A 23,038-nucleotide genomic window follows, 5' to 3' on the forward strand; every position below is an offset into this window, starting at 1 on the left:
CAAACTATGCTTGATTGATCCGGGCTAGCGGTCAATTTCATTCACAAACTCAGACAAACCCGAGCCGCTTTGCCGCCGACAGGACCATCACCACATCACTGGTGGCCTGGGTGAACGGGGTGTTGGGCGCCAGGGCATCCAGGGCCTGGTCATAACGGTGTTCATTGATGAGTTGCCCGACCTGGCCGGCTACCTGGTGAAAGTGGGCATGGTTGTTGACCAGTGCCGTGAAGCTGGCCCGCTCCCGCAGGCGCTGGCCGTCGGCGTAAATCCATTTGCCCAAGGCGCAACAATCATCCCGCGACAGGGTGGCCACATCGACTTTGTCACCCGCCTCGATGGCATCGCGCAGTTTGACTTTCCACTGACGGTGTCCGTCAATGATGGCATCCACATCAATGCCTTCCACCAACGCGGACGATTTGGCCCCCGGCAGCCGGAATTCATCCACCTGCGCGGCCATGCGCACGGCGGCGCCACTGAGGGCTTTGGATTGCGAGGCGGTCTCTTCCACCAGGGCCGCATTGGCCTGGGTGTTGTGATCCAGCTCGTGCACCGCCTGACCAATCTGGCCAATGCCCAGGCTTTGCTCACGCGCGCCGTTGGCCACTTCGTCGAGCAGGTCTTTCACCTGAGCGGCGTTTTCCACGATCTGGTGCATGTGTTCACCGGCCTGACGCACGATCTCGGCCCCCTTGGTGACCTCTTCGGTACTGGTGGTGATCAGGGTCTTGATTTCCTTGGCGGCGGCGGCGCTGCGCCCGGCCAGTGCCCTCACCTCGGTGGCTACCACGGCAAATCCCCGCCCCTGTTCGCCCGCACGTGCAGCTTCCACGGCGGCGTTGAGCGCCAGAATATTGGTTTGGAACGCAATACCGTCAATCACCCCGATGATGTCGCTGATTTTTTGCGACGACGTCTGGATCCGCGCCATGGTCTCGGCCACATCGCGCATCACCTGTCCACCCTGGCTGGCGGTACTCGCATTGCCGGTGGCGATCTCGGACGCTTTGCTGACCGACTCGGCCGTCATGGCCACGGTGGAGTTGGTTTGCTCCAGCGCGGCTGACGACTCCTCAAGCGCAGCGGCGGCCGATTCGGTGCGGGCAGACAGGTCCTGCATGCCATGTGCAATGTCAACACTGGAGCTCACCACCGAGTTGGAGGCCTCCTGCACCTGATGCACCGTGATGGCCAGCGCGGTCTGCATGTGGGAGAGTTCTTTGAGCAAACCAGCCACCTCGTCTTTGCCACTGAAACTGGCTGAAGCGCGCAAATCGCCCATGGAAATACTGATCAACTGACGCCGCAACAGCGCGAAACCACTGCTCATGGCGCGGGCAAATCCCATGAACAGGTAGATGGCGGCCAACACGCCCAACACCACCGCAGCCACCGTCAGCCACAAGCCACGCGCGAGTTGCCCTTGCCGGTCAGCCAGCATCAGGTCAAGCACGTCCAGGTTTTTATTAACCTGGACAAACTGCGTTTGCATCACCTGGTTGGCAGCGTTCAGATACGCTGCAACATCGCCTTTGACTTCGGTCACACCGGGTGGGAAGGTGGTGCGTACCAGCGCCTCGAAGCCTTCGGTCGCGGCTGAGGCATTGGCCTGCAGGAGGCTGGCACGTTCAGGCGCGGCCTTTTGCACCTTGCCCAGCGCGAGGATGCCCAATTGCCGCTCGTGGCCAATGATCGCCAGACGTTGCTGGATCCCGGCCTCGGCTTCAGGGGACAACTTGCCGGACTTGAGCGCGTCGCGCCCCATGCCGCGCAACTCCGAGGTGCTCTGGATCACGGAGGGGCAATGCATCAGCACCGAATTCATCAGGTAATAGGTGGGCAACTCGGGATCAAGCGCCAGGCCAGAGCCATCCGTCACCCCATCCAGCAAGGCCACCAGGGCGCGTGAAATCGCGTTCATGGACGAAAACAGCGCCTCCGGCTTGCCCTGGGCTTGCGTCGCGGCTTGCCAACTGGATCGGGCGCTGCTCATCAGTGCGCTGGTGCCCAAGGTTTTGCCGAGTTCTGCATCCAGGGCTTCCAGCTTTTTGAAAGCGTTCTCAAAATGGCGCCGCGCCTCTTCGACCTGGGCACCACTCTCCCCTGCGGCGGCATTGCGGGCCTGAAAACGCCAAGCCCCAGCGGCCTCGATGGCCGGGTAGATGGCCTGGGCATAATGCACCCCCTGGCGTTCCTGCTTGACAAAATCCAGCCCGTCCAGACTGCTGTTGACATACAGCGCCAACAACCAGGCCAGGGGCACCGAGAAGGCGATCCCGACGATGGTCATCTTGCCGGGGAACCGCAATTGCCGCATCAGCGCCACCGATGGGCGCCAAAAAGAAGAATTCATCAGCCCAACGACCAGCTTATTTATTGCCATGAAAAGACACCCAAGACCTGTTTTTGACCTGTTTCCGACCGAAGCTAGTATGCCAGCCTGACACAGCCTTGTCACCGAAGAGAAGACCGCAGACACCAAATACCTGTGGTATCCATGCAGAAATGCCGCTTTGAGCCAGTTCGGGACCAAAGTCCCAGGCGCCGAATCAGGCCCATGGGCACTTTTACCATCACCACCGGCCTTCTGGCACCTGCCCAAGAAAAAGAGACGGTCCATGTCTTGGCAACCGCTTCTGTCTGTTTTCCTGTCACCACACTCTATGAAAAAAACGGTGGAACCCATTCGGAGTCATCCGACCATGTGGCTCAAGCTGATGTTTGCCGTGTTTGCGCTGGTCTGCGCAGGCGATGTCTCGGCCACCCCGCTCGGTTTGGTGGAGGCCATTCGTCATACCCTCAGCCAAAACCCCGACATCCAGATTCAGCAACAGCAGCTGCAGGCCAGCCAAGGGGAGCTCCAGCAAACCACCGGTCAGTTTGATACCACGGTCAAGCTGGCCGGAACCCACGCCGTTGACCACAACCCGCTCAATCAGCAAAGCCGCGCCAGTTATGCCGACCAAGGCCAAAACCTCCAGGAGCTGGCATCTTCCAGCACCACCTACAGCCTGACCGTCAACCAGGCCTTGCGGAATGGCCTGGTGCTCAGTCCGAGTCTTTCCGCCACCCGCAGCGCGGGAACCACCCTTGACCTGGGCCAACAGGCCGCGCAAACCAGCGCCAAGGTCAGCTTCAACCTCCTGCTCCCGTTGAACAAGGGCCGCAGGGAATCGGCGGCTCTGAGCGAAGCCGCCGCCGTTCTGGCCCGGGATGCCAGCCAGCAGGACCTGCGTCTGTCCATTGCCCGAGCCGTGGTCAACACCGTGTCGGCGTATTGGAAATGGGTGGCAGCCAGGCACGCGCTCACCATCACCCGCGACGCTGAAACCAGCATGGCGCAACAGCTCAGGGAAACACAAAAGCTGATTGAGGCGCAGGAAATTCCGGCGGCCGATCTGCTCCTGGTACGCGCCAGCCTGATGGACAGAACCAGTGCCCGCCTGGGGGCGGAACAAGCCGTGCTGGAAGCGCGCCAAAAGCTCGGTCAGGCCATGGGCATGAATCCGGCCCAAATGAGCACGCTGGCCCCCCTGGACGACCTCCCTCCCTTGCAGCAGGGCTTGCTGGCAACTGACAACGTGCAACAACGCCTGCTGGCCCTGGCGCTGCAACAACGCGCCGATCTGGCCGCAGCCCGGCTACGCCAGGAAGCCGCCAAGGTGTCACAAACCGTGGCCCAGAGCGCACTGCAACCACAGCTTGATCTGAACCTGAATGTGGGTTATGCCACTTTGCTGGAAAGCAATGCCGCCAGCAGTCTGGTCAGCGTTCTGGGCCAGCAGCGCTCAAGTGCCAACATCGGCACCAGCATCAGTTTTCAGTGGCCGGTGGAAAACAATGTCGCCAAAGGCCGCTATGTGCAGCGGTCTGCCGCCTATGATCAGGCCACCATCCAACTCAACACGCTGGAGCAAACCATCAGTCTGGGGGTTGAGGCGGCATGGCAGGCGGTGATCCGAAGTGCTCGGCAAGCGCAGGAAGCCCAAGCCTCGGTGGCGCTGTACCAGATCACGGCAAAAAATGAAAAAACCAAGAGCCAGCTCGGCAGTGCAACCCTGATCGACGTGTTGTCCGTCAATGACCGCTTGCTCAGTGCGCGGCAAAACCAGATTTCCTACCACCTCAATTACCTCAACGCCCTGGTGCAACTGCGCTTTGAGACCGGTGCGCTGCTGACCGACGATGTTTCCGCCTCGTCGATACGGTTCGAGACCTTCGTCAGCCCCCCCACACTCGATTAACACGCCGCCATGTCAGAAAAAAGCCCACTGTTTCGCAAAGCCTCTTTGGATCGGCTGTCCTCACCCGAACAGCTTGACGCGCTGATGCAAGTGACGTCGCCAAAAGGCTGGGTCGCGCTGCTGGCCATTGGCGGCTTGCTGTTCATGGCCTTGCTCTGGGGCATTTGGGGCAGCATTCCTACCCGCATCACGGGCACCTGCATTTTGATCCGCCCCGGTGGTGTCAGCGAAGTCGTGACCAGCGGGGGTGGCCGTGTGGCTGACATTTCGGTCGATGTCGGTGACCTGGTGCGTGAAGGCCAGATGATCGCCCGCATCGAGCGGCTCGATACGCTGGAGCAAATTCGCAGCGTGGAGGCCAAGCTGCACGAACTCAAGCAACAGGAAGAGCGCTTGAAAACCGTCAACGCCATGAGTGCCAACCAGCAAGCCATTTATTTGCAGGATGCCGAGCGCAACCTGACCAAGCGCATCCACACCGCGCAGGAGCGCCTGGCCGCGCTGGAGGCCAAAATCCAAAGCCAGAGCAAGCTGCTCGATCAAGGCCTGATCACCCGGCAGACCCTGTTGTCAACCAAGCTGGAATACGCCGGTGTGCAGCAGGAGATTGACACCCATCACAACGACATCCGCCAGCTCGACGTACGCCGCCTGGACAGTAAAAAGCAGATTGACAACGAGCTCTCAGCCATCCGCATCCAGATCAACGAAACCACACGTAGCCTGGCCGGACAAATGCGCAGCTTTCAGGAAACCTCGCAGGTCTACAGCCCCTACACCGGGCGGGTACTGGAGGTTCGGCTATCGGAAAACACCATGGTCAGTACCGGGGCGCCCATCCTGAGCATTGAACGCACCGGTGACAACCTGTCTGACCTTGAAGCCCACATTTACGTTCAACCCACCGATGGCAAAAAGATCAAGCCCAACATGGATGTCCAGATTGCGCCGTCCATGGTCAAGGGCGAGGAATTTGGTTTCATGCTGGGCAAGGTCAAGACCGTGGCCAAGTTTCCGTCGACCGCGCCGGGCATGATGCGCATCTTCAACAACGACAAACTGGTGCAGCAACTCGCCGCCGGCGCGGCCCCGATTGCCGTGCTGGCTGATCTGACCCCCAGCGCCAGCACCCCCAGCGGCTACAAATGGTCGTCCCCGCGCGGGCCGGACACCGAGGTTGAGAGCGGCACACTGTGCTCGGCCACCATCACCGTGCGGCAGCAGCGCCCGATCACCCTGGTGGTCCCGATGCTGCGCACCACCCTGGGACTCTGAACATGCGCCGCAGCCTCCACCGGGACAGCCCTGATCAGCGCCGTGTGCGCACCCCCACCATTTTGCAAATGGAAGCGGTGGAATGTGGTGCGGCCGCGCTGGCCATCGTCATGGCTTACCACGGCAAACATGTGACGCTGGAGGAACTGCGCGAGAGCTGCGGTGTCTCGCGTGATGGCAGCAAAGCCAGCAACGTCGTCAAAGCCGCGCGCACCTACGGCTTTACCGCCAAGGGTTACCGCAAGGAGCCGGGCGACCTGAAAAGCATGACCCTGCCGGTCATCGTGTTCTGGAATTTCAACCACTTCCTGGTGGTCGAAGGGTTTAACAAGGGTCTGGTTTACCTCAATGACCCGGCCTGCGGTCCGCGCACCGTCACCGAAGCGGAGTTTGACCAGTCCTTCACCGGCGTGGTGCTGGTGATTGAACCCGGCCCCGACTTCCAGCCCAGCGGCCAGCCACGCAGCATGCTGAGCAGTCTGCGCGCGCGTCTGCCCCTGTCCGAGCCCGCTTTGGCCTACCTGATCCTGGCCGGGCTGGCACTGGTGATTCCGGGCCTGGTGTTGCCAGTGTTCACCAAAACCTTCATCGACGAGTACCTGATCGGGCGCATGGACGCGTGGGTCAAACCGGTGTTGCTCGGCATGTTGTTCACCGCCATCGTGCGCGGGGTACTGACCTGGCTGCAAAGCTACTACCTCACCCGGTTTCAGACCAAGCTGGCGCTGTCCACCTCCAGCAAATTCCTGTGGCATGTGTTGCGCCTGCCGGTGCTGTTTTACAGCCAGCGCTCACCGGGTGACATCAGCGCGCGTGTGGGCATCAACAACCGCGTGGCCGAGTTGCTAACGGGTGACCTCGCCACCACCGCGCTGAATGTCGTGATGGTGATTTTTTATGCCGCGCTGATGTTGTCTTACGACCCGGTGCTGACCCTGGTGGGCATCGCCATTGCCGCGCTCAACATCCTGTTCCTGCGCCTGATGACACGCAAGACGGTTGACATCACCCAAAAAATGGCCAATGACAACGGCCGGCTGCTGGGCACCTCCATGAATGGTCTGCAAATGATGGAGAGCATCAAGGCTTCGGGCATGGAGGCTGACTTCTTCACGAAATGGGCGGGTTACCAGACCAAGGTGATGAACGGCCAGCAGCGTGCCGGCTCCATCGGCGTGGCCATGATGACCGTGCCGCCGATGCTGACCGCGCTCAACACCACGCTGATTTTGGCCCTGGGTGGCCTGCGGGTGATGGACGGCGCCCTGACCATGGGCATGTTGGTGGCATTCCAGAGCCTGATGGCCAGCTTCATCGACCCGATCAACCAGCTGGTGGCCATGGGCAAGAAAATCCAGGAAGTCCAGGGCGACATGAACCGCCTGGACGACGTGTTGCAATACCGCAGTGAGCCGCGGCTTGACAGCGCCGCCCAGCCTCAAACCCCGGCTCAGACACCCGCCCCCCAACTGGAGGGGCATGTGGAACTGCGCAACGTCACCTTTGGCTACAGCAAGCTCGAAGCCCCGCTGATCGAGAACTTCAACCTGGTGCTCAAGCCCGGTGAGCGTGTTGCCCTGGTGGGCTCTTCGGGTTGTGGCAAATCCACCATCTCGAAACTCGTGGCGGGTTTGCATGAACCCTGGGCCGGAGAAATTTTATTTGACGGAAAACCCCGCAGCGCGGTGGATCGCCAGGTGTTGCTGCAGTCCCTGGCCATGGTGAGCCAGGAGATCACCCTGTTCGAGGGCAGCCTGCGCGACAACCTGAGCATGTGGGACACCACCCTGCCTGAAGCCCAGGTGGTGCAAGCCGCCAAAGATGCCTGCATCCACGAGGCCATTGCCTCGCGCGCCGGGGGGTATGACAGCACGGTGCAGGAGGGCGGTGGCAATTTCAGCGGCGGCCAAAAGCAGCGCGTCGAGATCGCCCGCGCCCTGGCCCAGAACCCGCGCATCCTGGTGCTGGATGAGGCCACCAGCGCGCTCGACCCGATCACCGAAATGCAGGTCGACGACCACCTGCGCCGCCGTGGCTGCACCTGCCTGATCGTGGCGCACCGCCTGAGCACGATCCGCGACTGCGACGAAATCATCGTGCTCGACAAAGGCAAAGTGGTGCAACGTGGCCGTCACGAACAAATGCGCGACACCGATGGCCTGTATGCCACCCTGATGAAAGCGGCGTGATCATGCATCCATTGCCCACAACTTTGCTCACCCTTTTTGAGGCCGAGGGACAAGCCTGCCAGGCACGCACCGGGCACCCCCTGTGGTTAAGCCCGCCAGAGCGTTTGTGGCTGGTGTCCCGCGGCCAGGTAGACCTGTTCTTGACCCGCATCGAAGACGGGCAAGCCTGCGGTGCGCTGCACCCCCTGTTTCGCATGTCGGCAGGGGCCGTGCTGTGTGGCCTGCCCTGCGCCGATGGCTGGGGCATGGTGGCCGTGGGTCTGGCAGACACCTGCCTGTTGGCGTTGCCGCGCACCCGGCTGATGCCCCAACCACACCAGCAAGCCACTCAAACCGAGACGACCTGGCTGACCCACTGGCTGGTGCAACTGAGCATCTGTGCCTACGGCCCCTTGCATGCCAAAGCCAGCCAGGAGCCCGCGCATGCCGCCACCAGTTGGCAAGACGTTGACGCGTTGCAGGCAACCCTGCTGTCCAAGCTGGTTGAGCAGCGCCATGCCAGCGAGGCTTTGGAGCAGCAGCGCATGCTCGTGAGGACGTCCCGTGAGCAGCAAAACATCCAGGCCGCCATGCAGCGCCTCTCAGGCATTCTTGACCCTCACCAAAAATCCAGCATGACCGTGGCCCAACACCGCTCAGCCTTGTTGAGCGCTTGCCAGGTGGTTGGCCAAGCCAGTGCCATTGAATTCATTCAGCCCCAGAGTGCCGACACGCCCTCAACCAGCAAACGGGACATGCTGGCCGAGATGGTTGAAGCATCGCGGGTGCGCAAACGCCAGGTCGCCCTGAAAGGGAACTGGTGGCAACAAGACCAGGGCCACCTGCTGGCCACGCTGGAAGACGGGCAGCGCCCGGTGGCGCTGATCCAGGTGGGCCAAGGTTATGAGCTGCATGATCCCGAGCGCGGCACGGTGAGCGCCGTCACAGCCAGCCTAGCCGCCAGCTTGAGCCCCTTTGCGTTCACGTTTTACCGCTCGTTCCCCGGCACGGCCATCACCCTGTGGGAGATGATCCGCTTTGGCAGCCAGGGCTGTCTGCGCGACTATGGCACCGCGATGGCCATGGGGGCTGCCATCGGGCTGCTCGGCATGGTGACCCCGATGGCCACGGGGATGCTGTTTGATGTGGTGATTCCCGCCTCTGAGCGGACCCAGCTGCTGCAACTCACCTTGGCCCTGGTGGCGGGTTTACTCGCCACGGCCATGTTTGAGGTCACCCGCGGTGTGGCCATGCTGCGGGCCGAGGGCAAGATGGACTACACCATCCAGGCCGCCGTGTGGGATCGCCTGCTGAGCCTGCCGACCTCCTTCTTTCGCCGCTACTCTGCCGGCGACCTGGCGGTGCGGGCCAACGGCATCAACGCCATCCGCCAAATGCTGTCAGGCAACGTGATGCACACCTTGATGGCGGCGGTGTTTTCCATCTTCAACCTGGGGCTGCTGTTCTACTACAACCTGACCCTGGCGCTGCTGGCCCTGGCCCTGGTGGCGGTCGCCATTGTGTTCACCACCAGCACCAGCCTGATCCGCCTGCGCCACGAACGCAAACTGGCCGACATCGAAGGGCGCATTTCCGGCCTGCTGTTCCAGCTGCTGGGCGGCATTGCCAAGCTGCGCACCACCGGGGCCGAGGGGCGCGCCTTCTTCAACTGGGCCATGCTGTTTGCCAGCCAGCAGGAGCACCAGTTCAAGGCCACCATGGTGCGCAACGCACTGGACGTGTTCAACGCGGTGTTTCCGGTGGCCGCCAACCTCTGCATCTTTGGCGTGGTGGCGTTTTACCTGGGCGACAAGACCAACTTTTCCACTGGCTCGTTCCTGGCCTTCAATGCCGCGTTTGGCGGTTTTTTGGCGGCCATGCTGGGCACCACCTCAGCCATCACGGCGGTGCTGGACATCATCCCGATGTACGAGCGCTCCAAGCCCATTTTGCAGGCTTTGCCAGAAGTGACCGGCGACAAGGCCCATCCCGGCCAATTGGCGGGTGACATCGAAATCGCCCACCTGTCCTTCAGCTACAGTGCCGACGGCCCAACCATTCTCAAAGACCTGTCGATGCACATCAAGGCGGGGGAATTTGTGGCCATCGTGGGTGCGTCGGGCTCGGGCAAATCCACCCTGCTGCGCTTGCTGCTGGGGTTTGAACAGGCCAGCTCGGGCGCCATCTACTACGACCAGCAAGACCTGGCCGGACTGGACATTGGCGCACTGCGCCGCCAATTGGGCGTGGTGCTGCAAAACGGGCAATTGATGGCGGGTGACATCTTCAGCAACATCCTGGGATCAGCCGCTACGCTGACACTGGACGACGCCTGGCAGGCCGCCACCCAGGCCGGCGTGGCCGACGATATTCGCGCCATGCCCATGGGCATGCACACCGTGGTCAGTGATGGCGGCGGCACACTCTCAGGCGGCCAGCGCCAGCGGCTGCTGATCGCCCGCGCCATCGTCAACCGGCCCCGCATCCTGTTTTTCGACGAGGCCACCAGCGCCCTGGACAACCGCGCACAGGAAATGGTCAGCACCAGCCTGGAACAGTTGCAGGCCACCCGCGTCGTGATTGCCCACCGCTTGAGCACCATCATCAACGCTGACCGTATTTTTGTGCTCGACCAGGGGCAACTGGTTCAAACCGGCAGCTATGACGAGTTGATGAGCTGTCACGGCCTCTTCGCCGACCTGGTGCGTCGGCAAATTGTTTAGTCATTGGAGAATGCCGTGAATTTTTGGCGACTGTTTTTTCTCTGCGCATGGGCGCTGTCACTGGCCGCCTGCGCCCCGGCAGACGACCCCAGGCAAGCCCGCGCCCTGCATGCCCAGAGCGCCACGGGTGACATCGTGATGGGTGCCGCCTGGGCCTGGGACGGGGCCAAGGGCCAGTTATGGCATGGCATTGAGCTGGCGGTGGATGAAATCAATGCCAGTGGCGGCGTGCTCAACCGCAAGATCAGGATCATCAAGGAAGACGATGAATCGTCCCTGGCCAAAGGACGAAAAATTGCCCAGCAGTTTGCCGAAAATCCCGACATGGTGGCGGTGATCGGCCATCAGAACTCTTATGTGGCCTTGCCTGCGGCGGCCACCTATCAGGCCGCTGGCCTGGTCTACCTGACACCCGGCGCCTCAAGCTACCAGCTCAACGACCAGGGCTACGACCTGGTGTTTCGTACCGCGCCCAGCAACCGCAGCATTGGCATCCAGATGGCCAGCTACATGGCGCAAAAAGGTTACCGGCGCCTGGCCATCTTGTATGTGAAGGCCAAAGCCAGCCAGGACATGGCCAATTATTTTGAACAACACGCCAAAGACCTGGGACTGACAGTGGTGGATCGCCGCTCTTTCCCCAAAGGAGCGCAGGACTTCAGCAGCACCATCCAGAACTGGAACGACCTCTACCACTTTGACGCGTTGTTCCTAGCTGGCAGCATGCCCGAGGGTGCGGCCTTTGTGGCCCAGGCACGCAAAATGGGTTTCACCGTCCCCATCGTCAGCGGCGATGGACTCGACACCGCCCAATTCATCAGCTCCGCAGGAACGGCTGCCGAAGGTGTGGTGTTGCCCGAGACCTTTGTGCACGACCCCAGCCGACCCGCTTACAGCCGCTTCCACGCCTTGTTCACCCAAAAATACAACATGCCGCCGCGCACCAACCACGCCCGCGGCTATGACGCGGTCCACCTGATCGCCCAGGCCATCCGGCAAGCCAACAGCACGCAACCCGAGCAGATTGCCAAAGCCTTGCACGCCACGCGCGGCTGGCAGGGAGCCACCGGGGAATTCACTTTTGATGACAAGGGCGACATTCCCGACAAACCGATTGGCCTGAAGGTGGTGCGCAATGGCCAGTTTGAAACCCTGAAATAAATCCGCACCATGCTGCAACCTTTTTGCCGCCTCGGTGACTCATGCCATGCGGACATCCCCCATCACCCCAGGAGAAACCCATGAAGACTTCAGACCCCAAACTCAAAACCCAGCCCATACCTGATGCGGCGCTGACCGAAGCCCAATTGGCTGATGTCGTTGGCGGGGCCACCTACACCATCAACCTGATCAACCGGACGCCTGCCAATGGTGGCTTCACGCTCTTTCAGAGGCCATCCACTGGACAAGATCAACAGACAGGTGATTGGTTGCGTCAGTATTGGTTCAACCGGCCCTGAAGTTCACCGCTTGCCCCCCGCCACGCCCATGCCCACCGATTCCTCTATCACGGCAATCGCCCAGCGCTTGCTGCAAGACCCCCTGTTTGCCGGCCTCACAGGGCGCGCGCACGCCCGCTTGCTGGGCGCGGCCCGGCTGGTGCAGGTGCCAGCCGGACAAACCGTGGTCAACTCGGGCGCACCGGCGACCGAGCTGTGGCTGGTGCTCAGCGGCGCTTTGTCGGTGCGGTCTTTCGCCGGGGAAGAACGTGGCCCGGCCCAGCGCGTGGGTGAAGAAACCCTGGCCGGGCAAGCCCTGTATTGCCGCAGCGCGCTGGCGTTGACCGACTGCAGCCTGGTTGCCCTGCCTCGGCGGGTTTTGCAAGAAGTCCTCGGCGACGCGCCAGCCCTGGCCTCAAAAGCCCAGGATGCACTGCTTGGCAGCATCGGCGGCGCAGCCCTCCCCACCGCACCGATCAAACGCAGCAGTGCAGCAGCGCCCACGCCTTCGCGCGAACTGTGGGGCTGGGCTTGCACCCTGCTGTCGCCGGCGCTGCTGTTGGCGGCCGGCCTGTGGCAGGGCTGGGCCATTCACAACACGCTGTTCGCCGCCATCCTGGCGGCCACGGTGTCGATGTGGATGTTTTCCATCGTTGACGAATTTGTGCCTCCGCTGTTTGCCATGACGGCGATGCTGCTGGTGGACCTGGCCCCGGCCAAGGTGGTGCTGTCTGGCTTTGCCTCCAGCGGGCTGATCCTGTTCGTCGGGGTTTACGTGCTGGGCGGGGTGCTGGTGGCCTCGGGCCTGTCTTACCGCTTCATCCTGTGGATGCGGCTGCACCTGCCTGACACCCCGTTCTGGCACGGTTTTGCGCTGCTGGCCTCGGGTTATATGCTGTCGCCCATCATGCCTTCGGGCAATGCGCGCCTGAGCCTGCTGGCTCCGCTGTACCGTGATTTCTGCAGCGCTGACGGGGTCAAACCCGGTAGTCTGGATCACACCCGGCTGGCCGCCGCCACGCTGGCGGGATCGATGAACATGTCGCCCATGTTCCTCACCAGCAAAAGTGCCAACCTGATTGTGTTTGCCATGCTGCCGGCGCAGTTGCAAGAAGAATTTCAGGGCTTCTTCTGGTTCCTGGCCGCCATCGTTTGTGCGCTGGTGGTCACGGTCGGACACTTTGTGCTGGAACGGGTGTTTTTTGGCCCCGGCCACGCGCTACCCGCGTCCAAGGCCCAGGTGCGCCAGCAGCTTCAACTGTTGGGCACCCTGGGCCGGGACGAGCTGTTTGTGCTGGGTGCCTTGGGCGTTTTCCTGCTCGGGGCCACCGGGGTCAGCTGGCACCACATTTCGCTGCCCTGGGTGGCCGGCTTTGTGTTGGTGGCCCTGTTATTCCACGGCCTGGTCAGCAAAAAGAATTTCCAACACTATGTGGACTGGCCGATGGTGTTTTTCCTGCTCTCACTGCAGGGCCTCACCGGCACCATGGAACACCTGCACCTGGTGGAGCAACTCACACCCTGGGTCGACAGCCTGGCCGCGTTGTTGCAGCAGGACGTGACACGCCTGGTGCTGCTGGAGCTGGTGGTGGTGCTGGTCATTCGCCTGGCGCTGCCGATCACCGCTGGCATGGTGGTGTCGGCCATTTTGTTCATGCCGATTGCCGAGGCCACCGGCATCAACCCCTGGCTGATCGGCTTTCTGGCCGCCATGTTCTCCGACCTCTGGTTCCTGCCCTACCAAAGCAGCGCCTACAGCCAGCTGCGCTCGGTCAGCGGGGCCTCCACCCTGTTCAATGAACCACTGTTTCTGAAGTTCAACCTGGCCTCCTGTGCCTTGCGCGTGGTCGCGGTGTTCGTCTCGATTCCCTACTGGGACGCACTGGATCTGATATGAAAAAGGCCTCCAAAGCGGTGCTGATCAGCACCTTCCTGCTGCTGTCACTGGTGCTGTCGGTCTACTACAACCTGACCAACCCGCGGGTGCTGGTGGTGCACAGTTATGACGAAAACTACAACTGGGTCAAGGGCCTCAACGCCAGTTACCTGAGCGTGCTCAAAGCCTACCCGCGTTCGGTGCAACTGCGCATGCACTACCTGGGTCTGCTGGGCGCACCCAACGCCCAGCACAAGGCCACCGCAGCGGCGTCGGCGCTGCGTGCAGTCGAGGCGTTCGAGCCCGATGTGCTGGTGGTGTTTGACGACTTGGCGGTCGAGCTGGTCACGCCTGCACTTTTGAACCGGCCGGATCTGAAGATCGTGTTTGCCGGCATTGACGGCCAGCGCTCCGAACATGGTTTTGACACCGCCAGCAACACCACCGGCATCTTGGAGCGTGTGCCACTGGTGGCGCTGCACGAGGCCATGAACGACCTGGGGCGCGGCAAGGCGCTGACCATCGCCTGCCTGGGGGATGCGGGCGGCGTGTCCGTCGCCGAAGCCCGCCAGGTGAGCCAACATGACTGGTCCCCCCACACCCTGTTGCCATGCCAGCAGGCGGCCAGTTATGCCGAATGGCAAGCCCAGGTCAAGCGCCTGACGACCCAGGCCGACGTGCTGTTCATTTCCGGCTACCGTGGTGTGGTTCGTGTGCCGGGTGAGACCAAGGTGGTGCCCCCGGCGGAACTGATGACCTGGACCGAAGCCCACAGTCAGGCCTTGCCGGTGGCGGCCAAGAACGGTTTTGTGGCCGATGGCGGCGCACTGGCGATTTCATCCTCGCCACAGGAACAGGGGCAATCGGCCGCACGCCTGACGGTAGCGCTGCTGCAAGGCAAAGCAAGCAAGGACTTGCCGGTCAAAGAGGGCCAGGCCTTTGTGGTGGCCATGCACGCCGACAAACTGGACAAACGCGGCTACCGCCTGCCCAAGGTCTACGAGGCCGCAGCCCGGGCCGCCGGGGCGTATTACTGAACGCTGTTTTGATGGCGCCCCCACCTGACTGGAACCTTTTTGACGGCCCCGTTACTCACCCAATGCATCCGGTCAAATCCCTGACCGGGTATTTCAAGGACATGCCCATGAACACCAATGACCGCAGCACCAAAATGAACCAGCTCATCGCCAAGGCCTGGGCTGACGAGGCTTTCAAACAACGCCTGATGGCCGACCCGGTGGCGGTGCTCAGAGCCGAGGGGCTGGAGCTGCCCGACGGGCTGAGCGTCAAGGTGCTGGAAAACACCGAGCAGCTCTACCACCTGGTGCTGCCCCCCAAACCGACTGAACTCAGCGACGACAACCTGGATCGCGTCAGCGGCGGCATCTGCCTGTGCACAACGAATGATCCCGACAATGACCCCTACCACGTGCGCTGGGCCGACCCGAAACGCCATTGAGCCGCGCCGTCTGGGCACAGAGGCGCCTCAAATTCACTACTTTTTTTATAGCTACATCCGCATTGTTTATCCGGGCTAAGGCCGATTTAGACACTCACCCACCGACCAAGGAGACGCCACGTGAACCAGGACGAACAAGCCAAAGCCCTCAGCCAGCTGATCGCCAAATGCTGGGCCGATGAGGGGTTCAAACAGCAGCTTTTGGCCGACCCCGTGGCCACACTGAAGGCGCAAGGGCTGGCGCTGCCTGCGGGGCAGCAGGTGAAGGTGCTCGAAAACACCGACCAGGTGGTTCATCTGGTGATTCCGGCCAAACCCAATGATTTGTCCGACGAGGACCTGGACCAGGTCAGTGGCGGCCATTTCTGTTTCAGCCTCCTTCCCCCGCCGCCCTGGATGCCCCGCCCTGACCCGATTCCGCCCTATGTCACCGCGCCCGCACCATGGAAGCGTTAACCGCCTGAGCCCCGCCCCATGCTCAACACCCCGATTTTCAAGGCCCACCTCTGCGTCGAAGTCATTCCCGGCGAAGGCGTGCTGCTGCTCACCGAGGATGGTGCCAAGGCCCTGCACGGCGCGCTCTTTGAGGCGCTGGTGCCCCTGCTGGACGGGCAGCGCAGCAGCGACCAGATCGTCGCCGCCCTGGCGGCGCAGGCCGATGCCGCCCGGGTCTATTACGCGCTGCTGCGGCTGGAACAACTAGGCTATCTCTGCGAGGCCGCGCCCGGCATCGCTGCCGAGACCGCCGCGTTCTGGCATGGCCTGGGCATGGCACCCAGCACAGCGCTGCAGGCGTTGCGCCGCCAGCGGGTGCAGCTGTTGACGCTGGGTGGGCTGGACGATGCACCGATGCGCCGGGCCTTGGCCGACCAGGGCATCCACCTCCGCACTGACGCGCCAGCCGACTTCACCCTGGTGCTGACCGACGATTACCTGCACCCCGGCATCGCGCCCATCCACCGCGCCGCGCTGCACAACGGCCAGCCCTGGATGCTGGTCAAGCCGGTGGGCCTGGAAACCTGGATGGGCCCGGTGTTCAGGCCCGGACACAGCGCCTGCTACAGCTGCCTGCACCAGCGCCTGTCACGCAACCAGCCGGTGAGCCAGTTTGTGAGCCGACGGCTCGATCGCCCCGATCGGCCCAAGGTGTCACGTGCCGCCACCCCGGCCACGGTGGAGGCAGCCTGCCGCCTGGCGGCGCTGGAGGTGGCCAAACAACTCGCCGGGGTGCCCGGTGGCCTGCTCGGTCAGGTCTGGAGCCAGGACAGCCGCAGCTGGGCCACCCACACCCACCCGGTGCTGCCCGACCCGTGTTGCCCGGATTGCGGCACACCCCAGCCACGCCCGCCGCAAGCCCTGACGCTGCAAAGCCGCCGGGCAAGCTTCACCCAGGACAGCGGCCACCGCACCGCCACGCCGCACGACACGCTACAGAAATACCAGCACCTGGTCAGCCCCATCACCGGCGTGGTGACGCTGCTGGAACCCGTGCAGCGCAGCCATGAGCTCACCCACGTCTATGTTGCCGGGCACAACTATGCCATGCGCATGGACCGGCTCGATGTTCTCAAACACAGCCTGCGCAATGCCAGCAGCGGCAAAGGCCTGTCGGCGGCCCAGGCCAAGGCCAGCGCCCTGTGTGAAGCCATTGAGCGCTACAGCGGCGAAGACAGCGCAGCCGTCCACCGGGTGTGCGCCAGCCGCCAGGAACTGGGCGCGGATGCGATTGCCCCCAACACCGTGATGCTCTACAGCCCGCAGCAACTGGCCCAGCGCGAGGCCTGGAACGCCAGAAGATCCAAGTTCAACCGCGTGCCCGAGCCGCTGGATGACGACACCCGCATCGACTGGTCGCCGGTCTGGTCACTGACCGAGCAGCGCCACAAATACCTGCCCACCCAGTTGCTGTACTACGGCGCCCCGGCCAGCGCCGGCAGCCGCCAGGTGTTTGCCTACAGCTGCTCCAACGGCAACGCCTCGGGCAACCAGCTTGAAGAGGCGGTGTTGCAAGGCTTTTTTGAGCTGGTGGAGCGCGACGCGGTGGCGCTGTGGTGGTACAACCGTCTGAAAAAACCCGGCGTGGACGTGGCCAGTTTTGACGAGCCCGGCTTGCTGGCGCTGATGGCCCACTACCAAACCCTGGGCCGTGAGACGTGGGCACTGGACCTCACCAGCGACTTGGGCATTCCCGTCTTTGTGGCGCTGTCGCGCCTGAGCGACGGCCCGCAGGAGCGCATCCTGTTTGGCCTGGGCTGCCACCTCGATGCCCGCACCGCCTTGCAGCGGGCCTTTGCCGAGATGAACCAGATGCTGGCGCTGGCCGAGCGCACCGAAGACGGCCAGTTGCGCATGGAAGACGAAGAGACCCTGTCCTGGCTGAGCACCGCCACCCTGGCCAACCAGCCCTACCTGGCCGCCGACAACCGGGTGCCGCCCAAGCAGCACCGCGACCACGCCCAGCGCCACAGCGGCGACCTGCTCGAAGACATTGCGCTGTGCCAGCGCATCGTGGAGCACAAAGGCCTGGAGCTGCTGGTGCTCGACCAGACCCGTGCCGATGTCGGCATGCCGGTGGTCAAGGTCATCGTGCCGGGCCTGCGCCACTTCTGGGCGCGTTTTGCACCAGGACGTTTGTACGACGTGCCGGTCAAGATGGGCTGGCTGCAGCGCCCCTTGCGCGAAGAAGACCTCAACCCGATCGCCATCTTTTTCTGACGATTCAATTGCTACTATTAATATAGCTTAATACGATTGTTTTATGCGGGCTAGAGGCCAATTTTTCATCTAAACCATGCTCCCCCCTGCACCTTACCACCTGTCCTGGGCAAGTTCAGTCCGTCTTGATGCCGATGGGGGCGACCTGCTGCTGCGCAGCCCCAACCGGGGCACGCTGCGCTTGCGCCAGCCCGATGCGGCCCAACGCCAGCTGCTGGCGCTGGTGGGCAGCGGCGGGCACACGGCCGACGCGCTGTGCCAGGCGGTGCTGCGCCAGACACCCGGTGCGGATCTGGCCCGGCTCTACCACCTGCTGATGCAAACCGCCGACAGGGCCCTGCTGCGCTACACCGTCTGCCAGCAGGGGCAGCCTTGGCTGACACTGGAGCCGCTGGCCTCAGCCTTTCGCCTGGAGCCCAGTGCGGCCACGCCGCGCTACCAGCTCTCGCGCTTTGCCTGCCTGCGCCGCCTGGGGGCACAGATGGTGCTGGAATGCCCGCTGGGTCATGCCCAGCTGTTGCTGCACGATGCCCGCGCCGTCCACCTGGTGGCACTGCTGAGCCAGGCCCACAGCATCGCCGAGCTGGCGACCCAGCTGCCAGAGCTGAGCGAGTCCACGCTGGCGGCCGTCATCACCCTGCTGCACAGTGCCCGCGTCGTCCAGGCCGTGGATGCCGATGGCCTGCTGCCTGAAGACCGCGACGAGCCCTTGCAACAGTGGGAGTTTCACGACCTGCTGTTCCACAGCCGCAGCCGCGCGGGCCGCCATGACGCGCCCATGGGGGCCACCACCCGGTTCGCCACACGCCTGCGCCCGCTGCCTGCCGTGAAGCCCCCCATGTCAACCCGGCGCATCATGCTGGAGCCGCCCCAGGAAACGCTGAACAAACCGTTTGGGGAAGTCATCGAGGCCCGTCGCTCACAGCCCCAGCCGGGCACCACGCCCCTGCATGTGGCGCGCTTGAGTGCGCTGCTGTACCACGCAGCGCGCGTCAAAGCCCGCCATGAGCCATACCCGGCGCAGCCCCAGGCCTATGCCGCCACCCAGCGCCCCAGCGCCAGCGGCGGCGCCATACACGCGCTGGAGCTGTACCTCACGGTGTCGCGCTGCGACGGGCTGCCCAGCGGCTTTTACCACTACGACCCGCTGGCCCACGCGCTGGAGCACCTGGCCGATCTGGGCGCCGACCACCAGCGCCTGCTGCAATCTGCCTGTCAGGCCTCAGGCACAACGCAGCCACCCGATGTGCTGATCTCCATGGCGGCCAGGTTCCAGCGCAACAGCTGGAAATACCAATCCATCGCCTACGCGCTGATCCTCAAGGACGTGGGTGCGCTGTGCCAGCAGCTGTACCTGGTGGCCACCGCCTTGCAACTGGCCCCCTGTGCCCTCGGTGGCGGTGACTCGGATCTGTTTGCCCAGTTGACCGGGACCGATTACTACGCCGAAACCACGGTGGGCGAGTTCACCGTGTCAGGTGCCTGAGGCCAATAAAAAAAACATGCGATGAACAAACCTTTGCCGCGGGAGACCCGGTTGGAAGCCGCGTCAGCAGACGACGCGCCCTGGGTCATTTCGCCACCAAGACCCGCGGACATGGCAGCCCTGGCGGCCCTGACCTTTCCGTCGTACCGGCCGCTCCTGCCTTGCTGCCTCACTGGCGAGGTCCCAAACGGCTTGATGGTGCTCGCCCTGGTTGCCCGCGCTGGCGACACGCCGGTGGGGCTGGTGATGGCGCAATGGCAGCAGCATATCGACGTGGCCGGGGACGGCTCACCAAGTCACATCGCGGCCCAATTGATCTCGGTTTGCGTCGCTCCGGCCTGGCGGCGCAGTGGCATCGCTGTGCGCCTGATGCGCGCCATGGAAGACGAGGTGTGCAAGCGCGGCGGCATGTACCTGACCACCAGCTACACGACACGGATGCCGGCATGGCGGGCGTTTGAGCAGCTGCTCGCCACCTGTCATTGGGCCACACCAACACCCAGCCTGCTGATGTCGCAGGGGCGCGTGGCCGACGTCCTGGCATCACCCACGCTTGCCCAGGCTCATGAAGCGCCGCCGGGTTTTGAGTTGTTCGATTGGTCGCAACGCCGCGCTGACGAGGTCGCCAGGCTGCAACTCGATGTGGAAAACGGGGCAATACCCGGCACTCTCTCGCCTTTTGCCGATGTCGAGGAGATTGAGCCCAACATCAGTGTCGGGCTGCGCCACCAGGGCGAAGTGGTCGCCTGGATGATCGTGACCCGCTCCCCACTGATGCAGAACGCGCTGTGTTACCGGTCTTTGTACGTTCGCCCGCAGCTGCGGGCCGCCTACGCCCTGGGACCGCTGGTGTTGGCGCATGCCCTGCATCGTCACAACGCCAGCCCGGTGAAAGCAGAACGCCCGGTGGGGGTGTTTGGCATGTCGGTGGAGATGTCTACCAAAATGATCAATTTCTTTCGCAAACGCCTGAGCCCCTATTGCTTTAGCACCTATGAGAGCCGCACGTCAGTGAAAAGGCTGAACAACTGAGGCCAGCCCAGGCCACGGTGAAACCAGTTCACTGCGGCAGTTACTCCTGTACGGAAAACGCTTTTTACCTCCCTGCGGCTCGGGTGAAAAATGGGCGTCACACAGAGCCGCTTTCACGCAACGATAGGAATCACCATGAACCAAGACAAGACCATCCGCGAGATCATGGACAAGTGCCAGACTGACGAGGGCTTCAGGCAGCGGCTGCTGAGCGATACCAACGCCACGCTGGCAGCCGAAGGCATTGCCATCCCCGCAGGCATCAAGGTGAATGTGCTGGAAAACACCAGCACCGTCACCCACTACATCCTGCCCCCAGCCCCCCAGGCGGAATTGTCCGACACGGATCTGGCGCAGGTGGCGGGCGGCCGCAAGAACTACATGGATGCGGATGGGCATTGGCATGGCATTTTCGGTTGACTGAGGTCATGGCCATGGCCAAAAAAACAAAGCGCAGCGTCGCCACTCGTACCCTGGAGCCTGGAACAAATCCGTGATGCCTGTTACTCATGCCCTGAGAGCGTTTTTCACCTCCCGGCGGCTCGGGTGAAAGATGGGAGTCACACAGAGCCGCTTTCACGCAACGATAGGAATCACGATGAACCAAGACAAGACCATCAGCGAGATCATGGACAAATGCCAGACTGACGAGGGCTTCAAGCGGCGGCTGCTGAGCGATGCCAACGCCACCCTGGCAGCCGAAGGCATTGCCATCCCTGCAGGCATCAAGGTGAACGTGCTGGAAAACACCAGCACCGTCATCCACTACATCCTGCCGCCAGCACCCCAGGCGGAATTGTCCGACGCGGATCTGGACATGGTCGCTGGTGGCGGCAAGGTCGTCGTGATGCCTGATGGCAGACGGATGCCTTACGGAGACTGGATCAATCTCAATTGGCGAGACCGCCAGCAGAATCGCGGAACCATTGTGATGGAGTAAAGCCGCCTTACCGCAAGGGACGGGAAACAGCGGTACTTGGCAAGCGGACGAGCACACCTGTCCGCTGCCGGTGAATACAGATTTGTGGTTCACGCCCCCAACCCCAATCTGAAAGCAGCTTACGGCACGGGGGCGGTACACACCAGGCGCCAGTGCGGCCACCCCCGCCACCGGCGGAGCTGGCGTTTCGGGGATTTTTGCAGTCCGAGCTGCACCTGCGCCTGCCGTGGTCGCTGGGGCGCATCAGCCTGGCCAATGGGCTCACCAGCGCCGTGTTTGTGCTGGCGCACCGGGTGCAAAACCCGAGCCTGCTGGCGCTGGCGGTTTGGGTACCGTCTTGGGTGTTTGGCTACTTCAGGGATCGCTTCAACACGGTCAAGCCGGCGATCTTCCTGCACGTGGTCTACAACGCAGCCTACTTTGCCGTGTTTGGGGTGTCTGGCCAGGTGCTCAGCCAGTCCAGCATTTTCTGACTGTTAAAGGGGGTTCCGGCCGCAGCCACCTGATCAAGCTGGGCGTCGCTGAGCTCATCATTGGCGGCAGCGGCATGCAGCAGGCGGGTGACCTCCGTGGCCTGGAATTGGTAGCCGCTGGCCTGGCCGAGCTCAACATACAGCGCGACAAACGCGGCTTCATTGGCCGCTTCGGCCAGCTTGCGGCGCAGCCGGGCATCCTGCGCCACCTGGCGCCCGAAGCGCTGGAGAGGTGTGGCGCCCGGTTGCGACTGGGCCGGCTGCCAGTCCAACCGGTGCATCAGGTGGGCGTGGAAGTCAGCGCCCAGTTCAGCATCCTCATAGGGCCGACTCAGCGCTTTCAAGGCACAGTCAACGCCGGCCAATTCACCCATGGCCCGCCGGCAGTCGTCGCAACCTGCCAGGTGCGCATACATCACACGGGTTTCAGCATTGGACAGGTCACCGTCCAAGCCGCGGCTGAGCAGGAGCAGTGCGTGGTCACAAGTGACAGGTTCAATGGTCATGTGGATTGCCGTGGTGTTGATCGCCATGAAACCATGAGTAACCGCACTGCGCAAAAGGTTGCACGACATCGAAGAATTATCGAACAGCGCTCAAATCACCGGCTCGGCAACCGACATGAACTCACGCAGTCGCTGCCTGGCCCGACTCACCTTGCTTTTGACAGAGCCGACCGGCATGGCCAGGGCCTGGGCCGCCTCTTCGTAAGACAGCCCTTCCATGCCGACCAGCACGATGCAGTCCCGCATATCACCCGGCAAAGTGGCCAAGGCGGCGGACATGGCCTGCAAGGCCTGGCGGTCTTCCAGTGCGCGAACCGGGTCGCCCTGTGAATGCAAGCCTGCGGCCAGGCCGTCATCGGCGTATTCCTCAAACTGGGCGGCAGGTGCGCGATTGACATGGTTACGCGCCAGATTGAGGGCAATGCCGGTCAACCAGGTGGAAAACCGGGAGTGCCCGTTGAAAGAGCCAATGCAGCGGTAACCCTGCAACAAAGCCTCCTGGGTGATGTCGCGTGCGTCGGCCACCGACTTCACGTATTTCAGGACAAAACGGTAAAGCTTGGTCTGATGTGCCAGCGCCAGTTGGCCGTAGGCTTGTATGTCGCCGGCTTGCGCCAACGCGACCCAGCGTTCATCATCGCTGGCCAGTTCTGAGGGGGCATCTCTGTTCACGGTAGGGCTCGACTGAAGCTGACCCGC

General features: G+C 62.7%; 19 protein-coding genes. 16 read left to right on the plus strand and 3 right to left on the minus strand.

Translation table 11 applies throughout. From position 1 onward, the window contains the following. Positions 1-49: 49 nt before the first annotated feature. Positions 50-2,356: a methyl-accepting chemotaxis protein gene (locus PHW99_RS00190; RefSeq protein WP_300172531.1), complete on the minus strand. Its 2,307-nt coding sequence runs from the start codon at positions 2,354-2,356 to the stop codon at positions 50-52. A 349-nt stretch (positions 2,357-2,705) separates the two neighbouring features. Between PHW99_RS00190 and PHW99_RS00195 the strand changes: the two genes are divergently transcribed. The 16 genes from PHW99_RS00195 (at position 2,706) to mrtJ (ending at position 21,833) form a co-directional block, all read left to right on the plus strand. Next, on the plus strand, positions 2,706-4,247 hold the full coding sequence (locus PHW99_RS00195; RefSeq protein ID WP_300172532.1) for a TolC family protein: 1,542 nt from the start codon (positions 2,706-2,708) through the stop codon (positions 4,245-4,247). A 9-nt stretch (positions 4,248-4,256) separates the two neighbouring features. Then, the gene (locus PHW99_RS00200) at positions 4,257-5,522 is read left to right on the plus strand and encodes an NHLP bacteriocin system secretion protein (protein WP_300172533.1); all 1,266 of its coding nucleotides are present in this window, start codon (positions 4,257-4,259) and stop codon (positions 5,520-5,522) included. Positions 5,523-5,524: 2 nt separating this feature from the next. After that, positions 5,525-7,711, plus strand: a complete 2,187-nt coding sequence (locus PHW99_RS00205) for an NHLP family bacteriocin export ABC transporter peptidase/permease/ATPase subunit (RefSeq protein WP_300172535.1) — start codon at positions 5,525-5,527, stop codon at positions 7,709-7,711. 2 nt (positions 7,712-7,713) lie between these two features. Then, positions 7,714-10,413 (plus strand): NHLP bacteriocin export ABC transporter permease/ATPase subunit, encoded by a 2,700-nt coding sequence (locus PHW99_RS00210; protein WP_300172537.1) that lies wholly within the window; start codon positions 7,714-7,716, stop codon positions 10,411-10,413. Between the two features lie 15 nt (positions 10,414-10,428). Next, complete coding sequence (locus tag PHW99_RS00215; RefSeq protein WP_300172540.1) at positions 10,429-11,574, plus strand: ABC transporter substrate-binding protein; 1,146 nt, start codon at positions 10,429-10,431, stop codon at positions 11,572-11,574. Between the two features lie 80 nt (positions 11,575-11,654). Continuing rightward, on the plus strand, positions 11,655-11,873 hold the full coding sequence (locus PHW99_RS00220) for a hypothetical protein (RefSeq protein WP_300172542.1): 219 nt from the start codon (positions 11,655-11,657) through the stop codon (positions 11,871-11,873). 28 nt (positions 11,874-11,901) lie between these two features. Then, entirely contained in the window at positions 11,902-13,749 is a 1,848-nt protein-coding gene (locus PHW99_RS00225) for an SLC13 family permease (RefSeq protein WP_300172544.1), read from the plus strand. Continuing rightward, positions 13,746-14,765: a hypothetical protein gene (locus PHW99_RS00230; protein WP_300172546.1), complete on the plus strand. Its 1,020-nt coding sequence runs from the start codon at positions 13,746-13,748 to the stop codon at positions 14,763-14,765. Before PHW99_RS00225 ends, PHW99_RS00230 begins: the two co-directional genes overlap by 4 nt. A gap of 107 nt (positions 14,766-14,872) precedes the next feature. Further along, complete coding sequence (locus PHW99_RS00235) at positions 14,873-15,187, plus strand: NHLP leader peptide family RiPP precursor (protein WP_300172548.1); 315 nt, start codon at positions 14,873-14,875, stop codon at positions 15,185-15,187. A gap of 120 nt (positions 15,188-15,307) precedes the next feature. Beyond that, a complete protein-coding gene (locus PHW99_RS00240) occupies positions 15,308-15,643 on the plus strand; it encodes an NHLP leader peptide family RiPP precursor (RefSeq protein WP_300172550.1) in 336 nt (111 codons plus the stop codon). 18 nt (positions 15,644-15,661) lie between these two features. Continuing rightward, on the plus strand, positions 15,662-17,902 hold the full coding sequence (locus PHW99_RS00245) for a TOMM precursor leader peptide-binding protein (RefSeq protein ID WP_300172552.1): 2,241 nt from the start codon (positions 15,662-15,664) through the stop codon (positions 17,900-17,902). Between the two features lie 76 nt (positions 17,903-17,978). Then, on the plus strand, positions 17,979-19,388 hold the full coding sequence (locus PHW99_RS00250) for a SagB family peptide dehydrogenase (protein ID WP_300172554.1): 1,410 nt from the start codon (positions 17,979-17,981) through the stop codon (positions 19,386-19,388). A 21-nt stretch (positions 19,389-19,409) separates the two neighbouring features. Continuing rightward, complete coding sequence (locus tag PHW99_RS00255) at positions 19,410-20,420, plus strand: GNAT family N-acetyltransferase (protein WP_300172556.1); 1,011 nt, start codon at positions 19,410-19,412, stop codon at positions 20,418-20,420. Between the two features lie 135 nt (positions 20,421-20,555). Beyond that, positions 20,556-20,840 carry an NHLP leader peptide family RiPP precursor gene (locus tag PHW99_RS00260; protein WP_300172558.1) on the plus strand — a complete coding sequence of 95 codons (285 nt, stop codon included), beginning with the start codon at positions 20,556-20,558 and terminating at the stop codon, positions 20,838-20,840. 178 nt (positions 20,841-21,018) lie between these two features. Continuing rightward, a complete protein-coding gene (locus PHW99_RS00265) occupies positions 21,019-21,360 on the plus strand; it encodes an NHLP leader peptide family RiPP precursor (protein ID WP_300172560.1) in 342 nt (113 codons plus the stop codon). 152 nt (positions 21,361-21,512) lie between these two features. Beyond that, positions 21,513-21,833, plus strand: a complete 321-nt coding sequence (gene mrtJ / locus PHW99_RS00270; protein ID WP_300172562.1) for a JDVT-CTERM system glutamic-type intramembrane protease — start codon at positions 21,513-21,515, stop codon at positions 21,831-21,833. Here the strand turns inward: mrtJ and PHW99_RS00275 are convergent. Next, positions 21,776-22,339, minus strand: coding sequence for a zf-HC2 domain-containing protein (locus PHW99_RS00275; RefSeq protein WP_300172564.1), 564 nt, complete (start codon positions 22,337-22,339; stop codon positions 21,776-21,778). The two genes, mrtJ and PHW99_RS00275, sit on opposite strands and share 58 nt — an antisense overlap. Positions 22,340-22,429: 90 nt before the next feature. Next, a complete protein-coding gene (locus tag PHW99_RS00280) occupies positions 22,430-23,011 on the minus strand; it encodes a sigma-70 family RNA polymerase sigma factor (protein ID WP_300172566.1) in 582 nt (193 codons plus the stop codon). Positions 23,012-23,038 lie beyond the last annotated feature (27 nt).

This window comes from Rhodoferax sp., from assembly GCF_028689305.1.
GTDB lineage: Bacteria > Pseudomonadota > Gammaproteobacteria > Burkholderiales > Burkholderiaceae_C > Rhodoferax.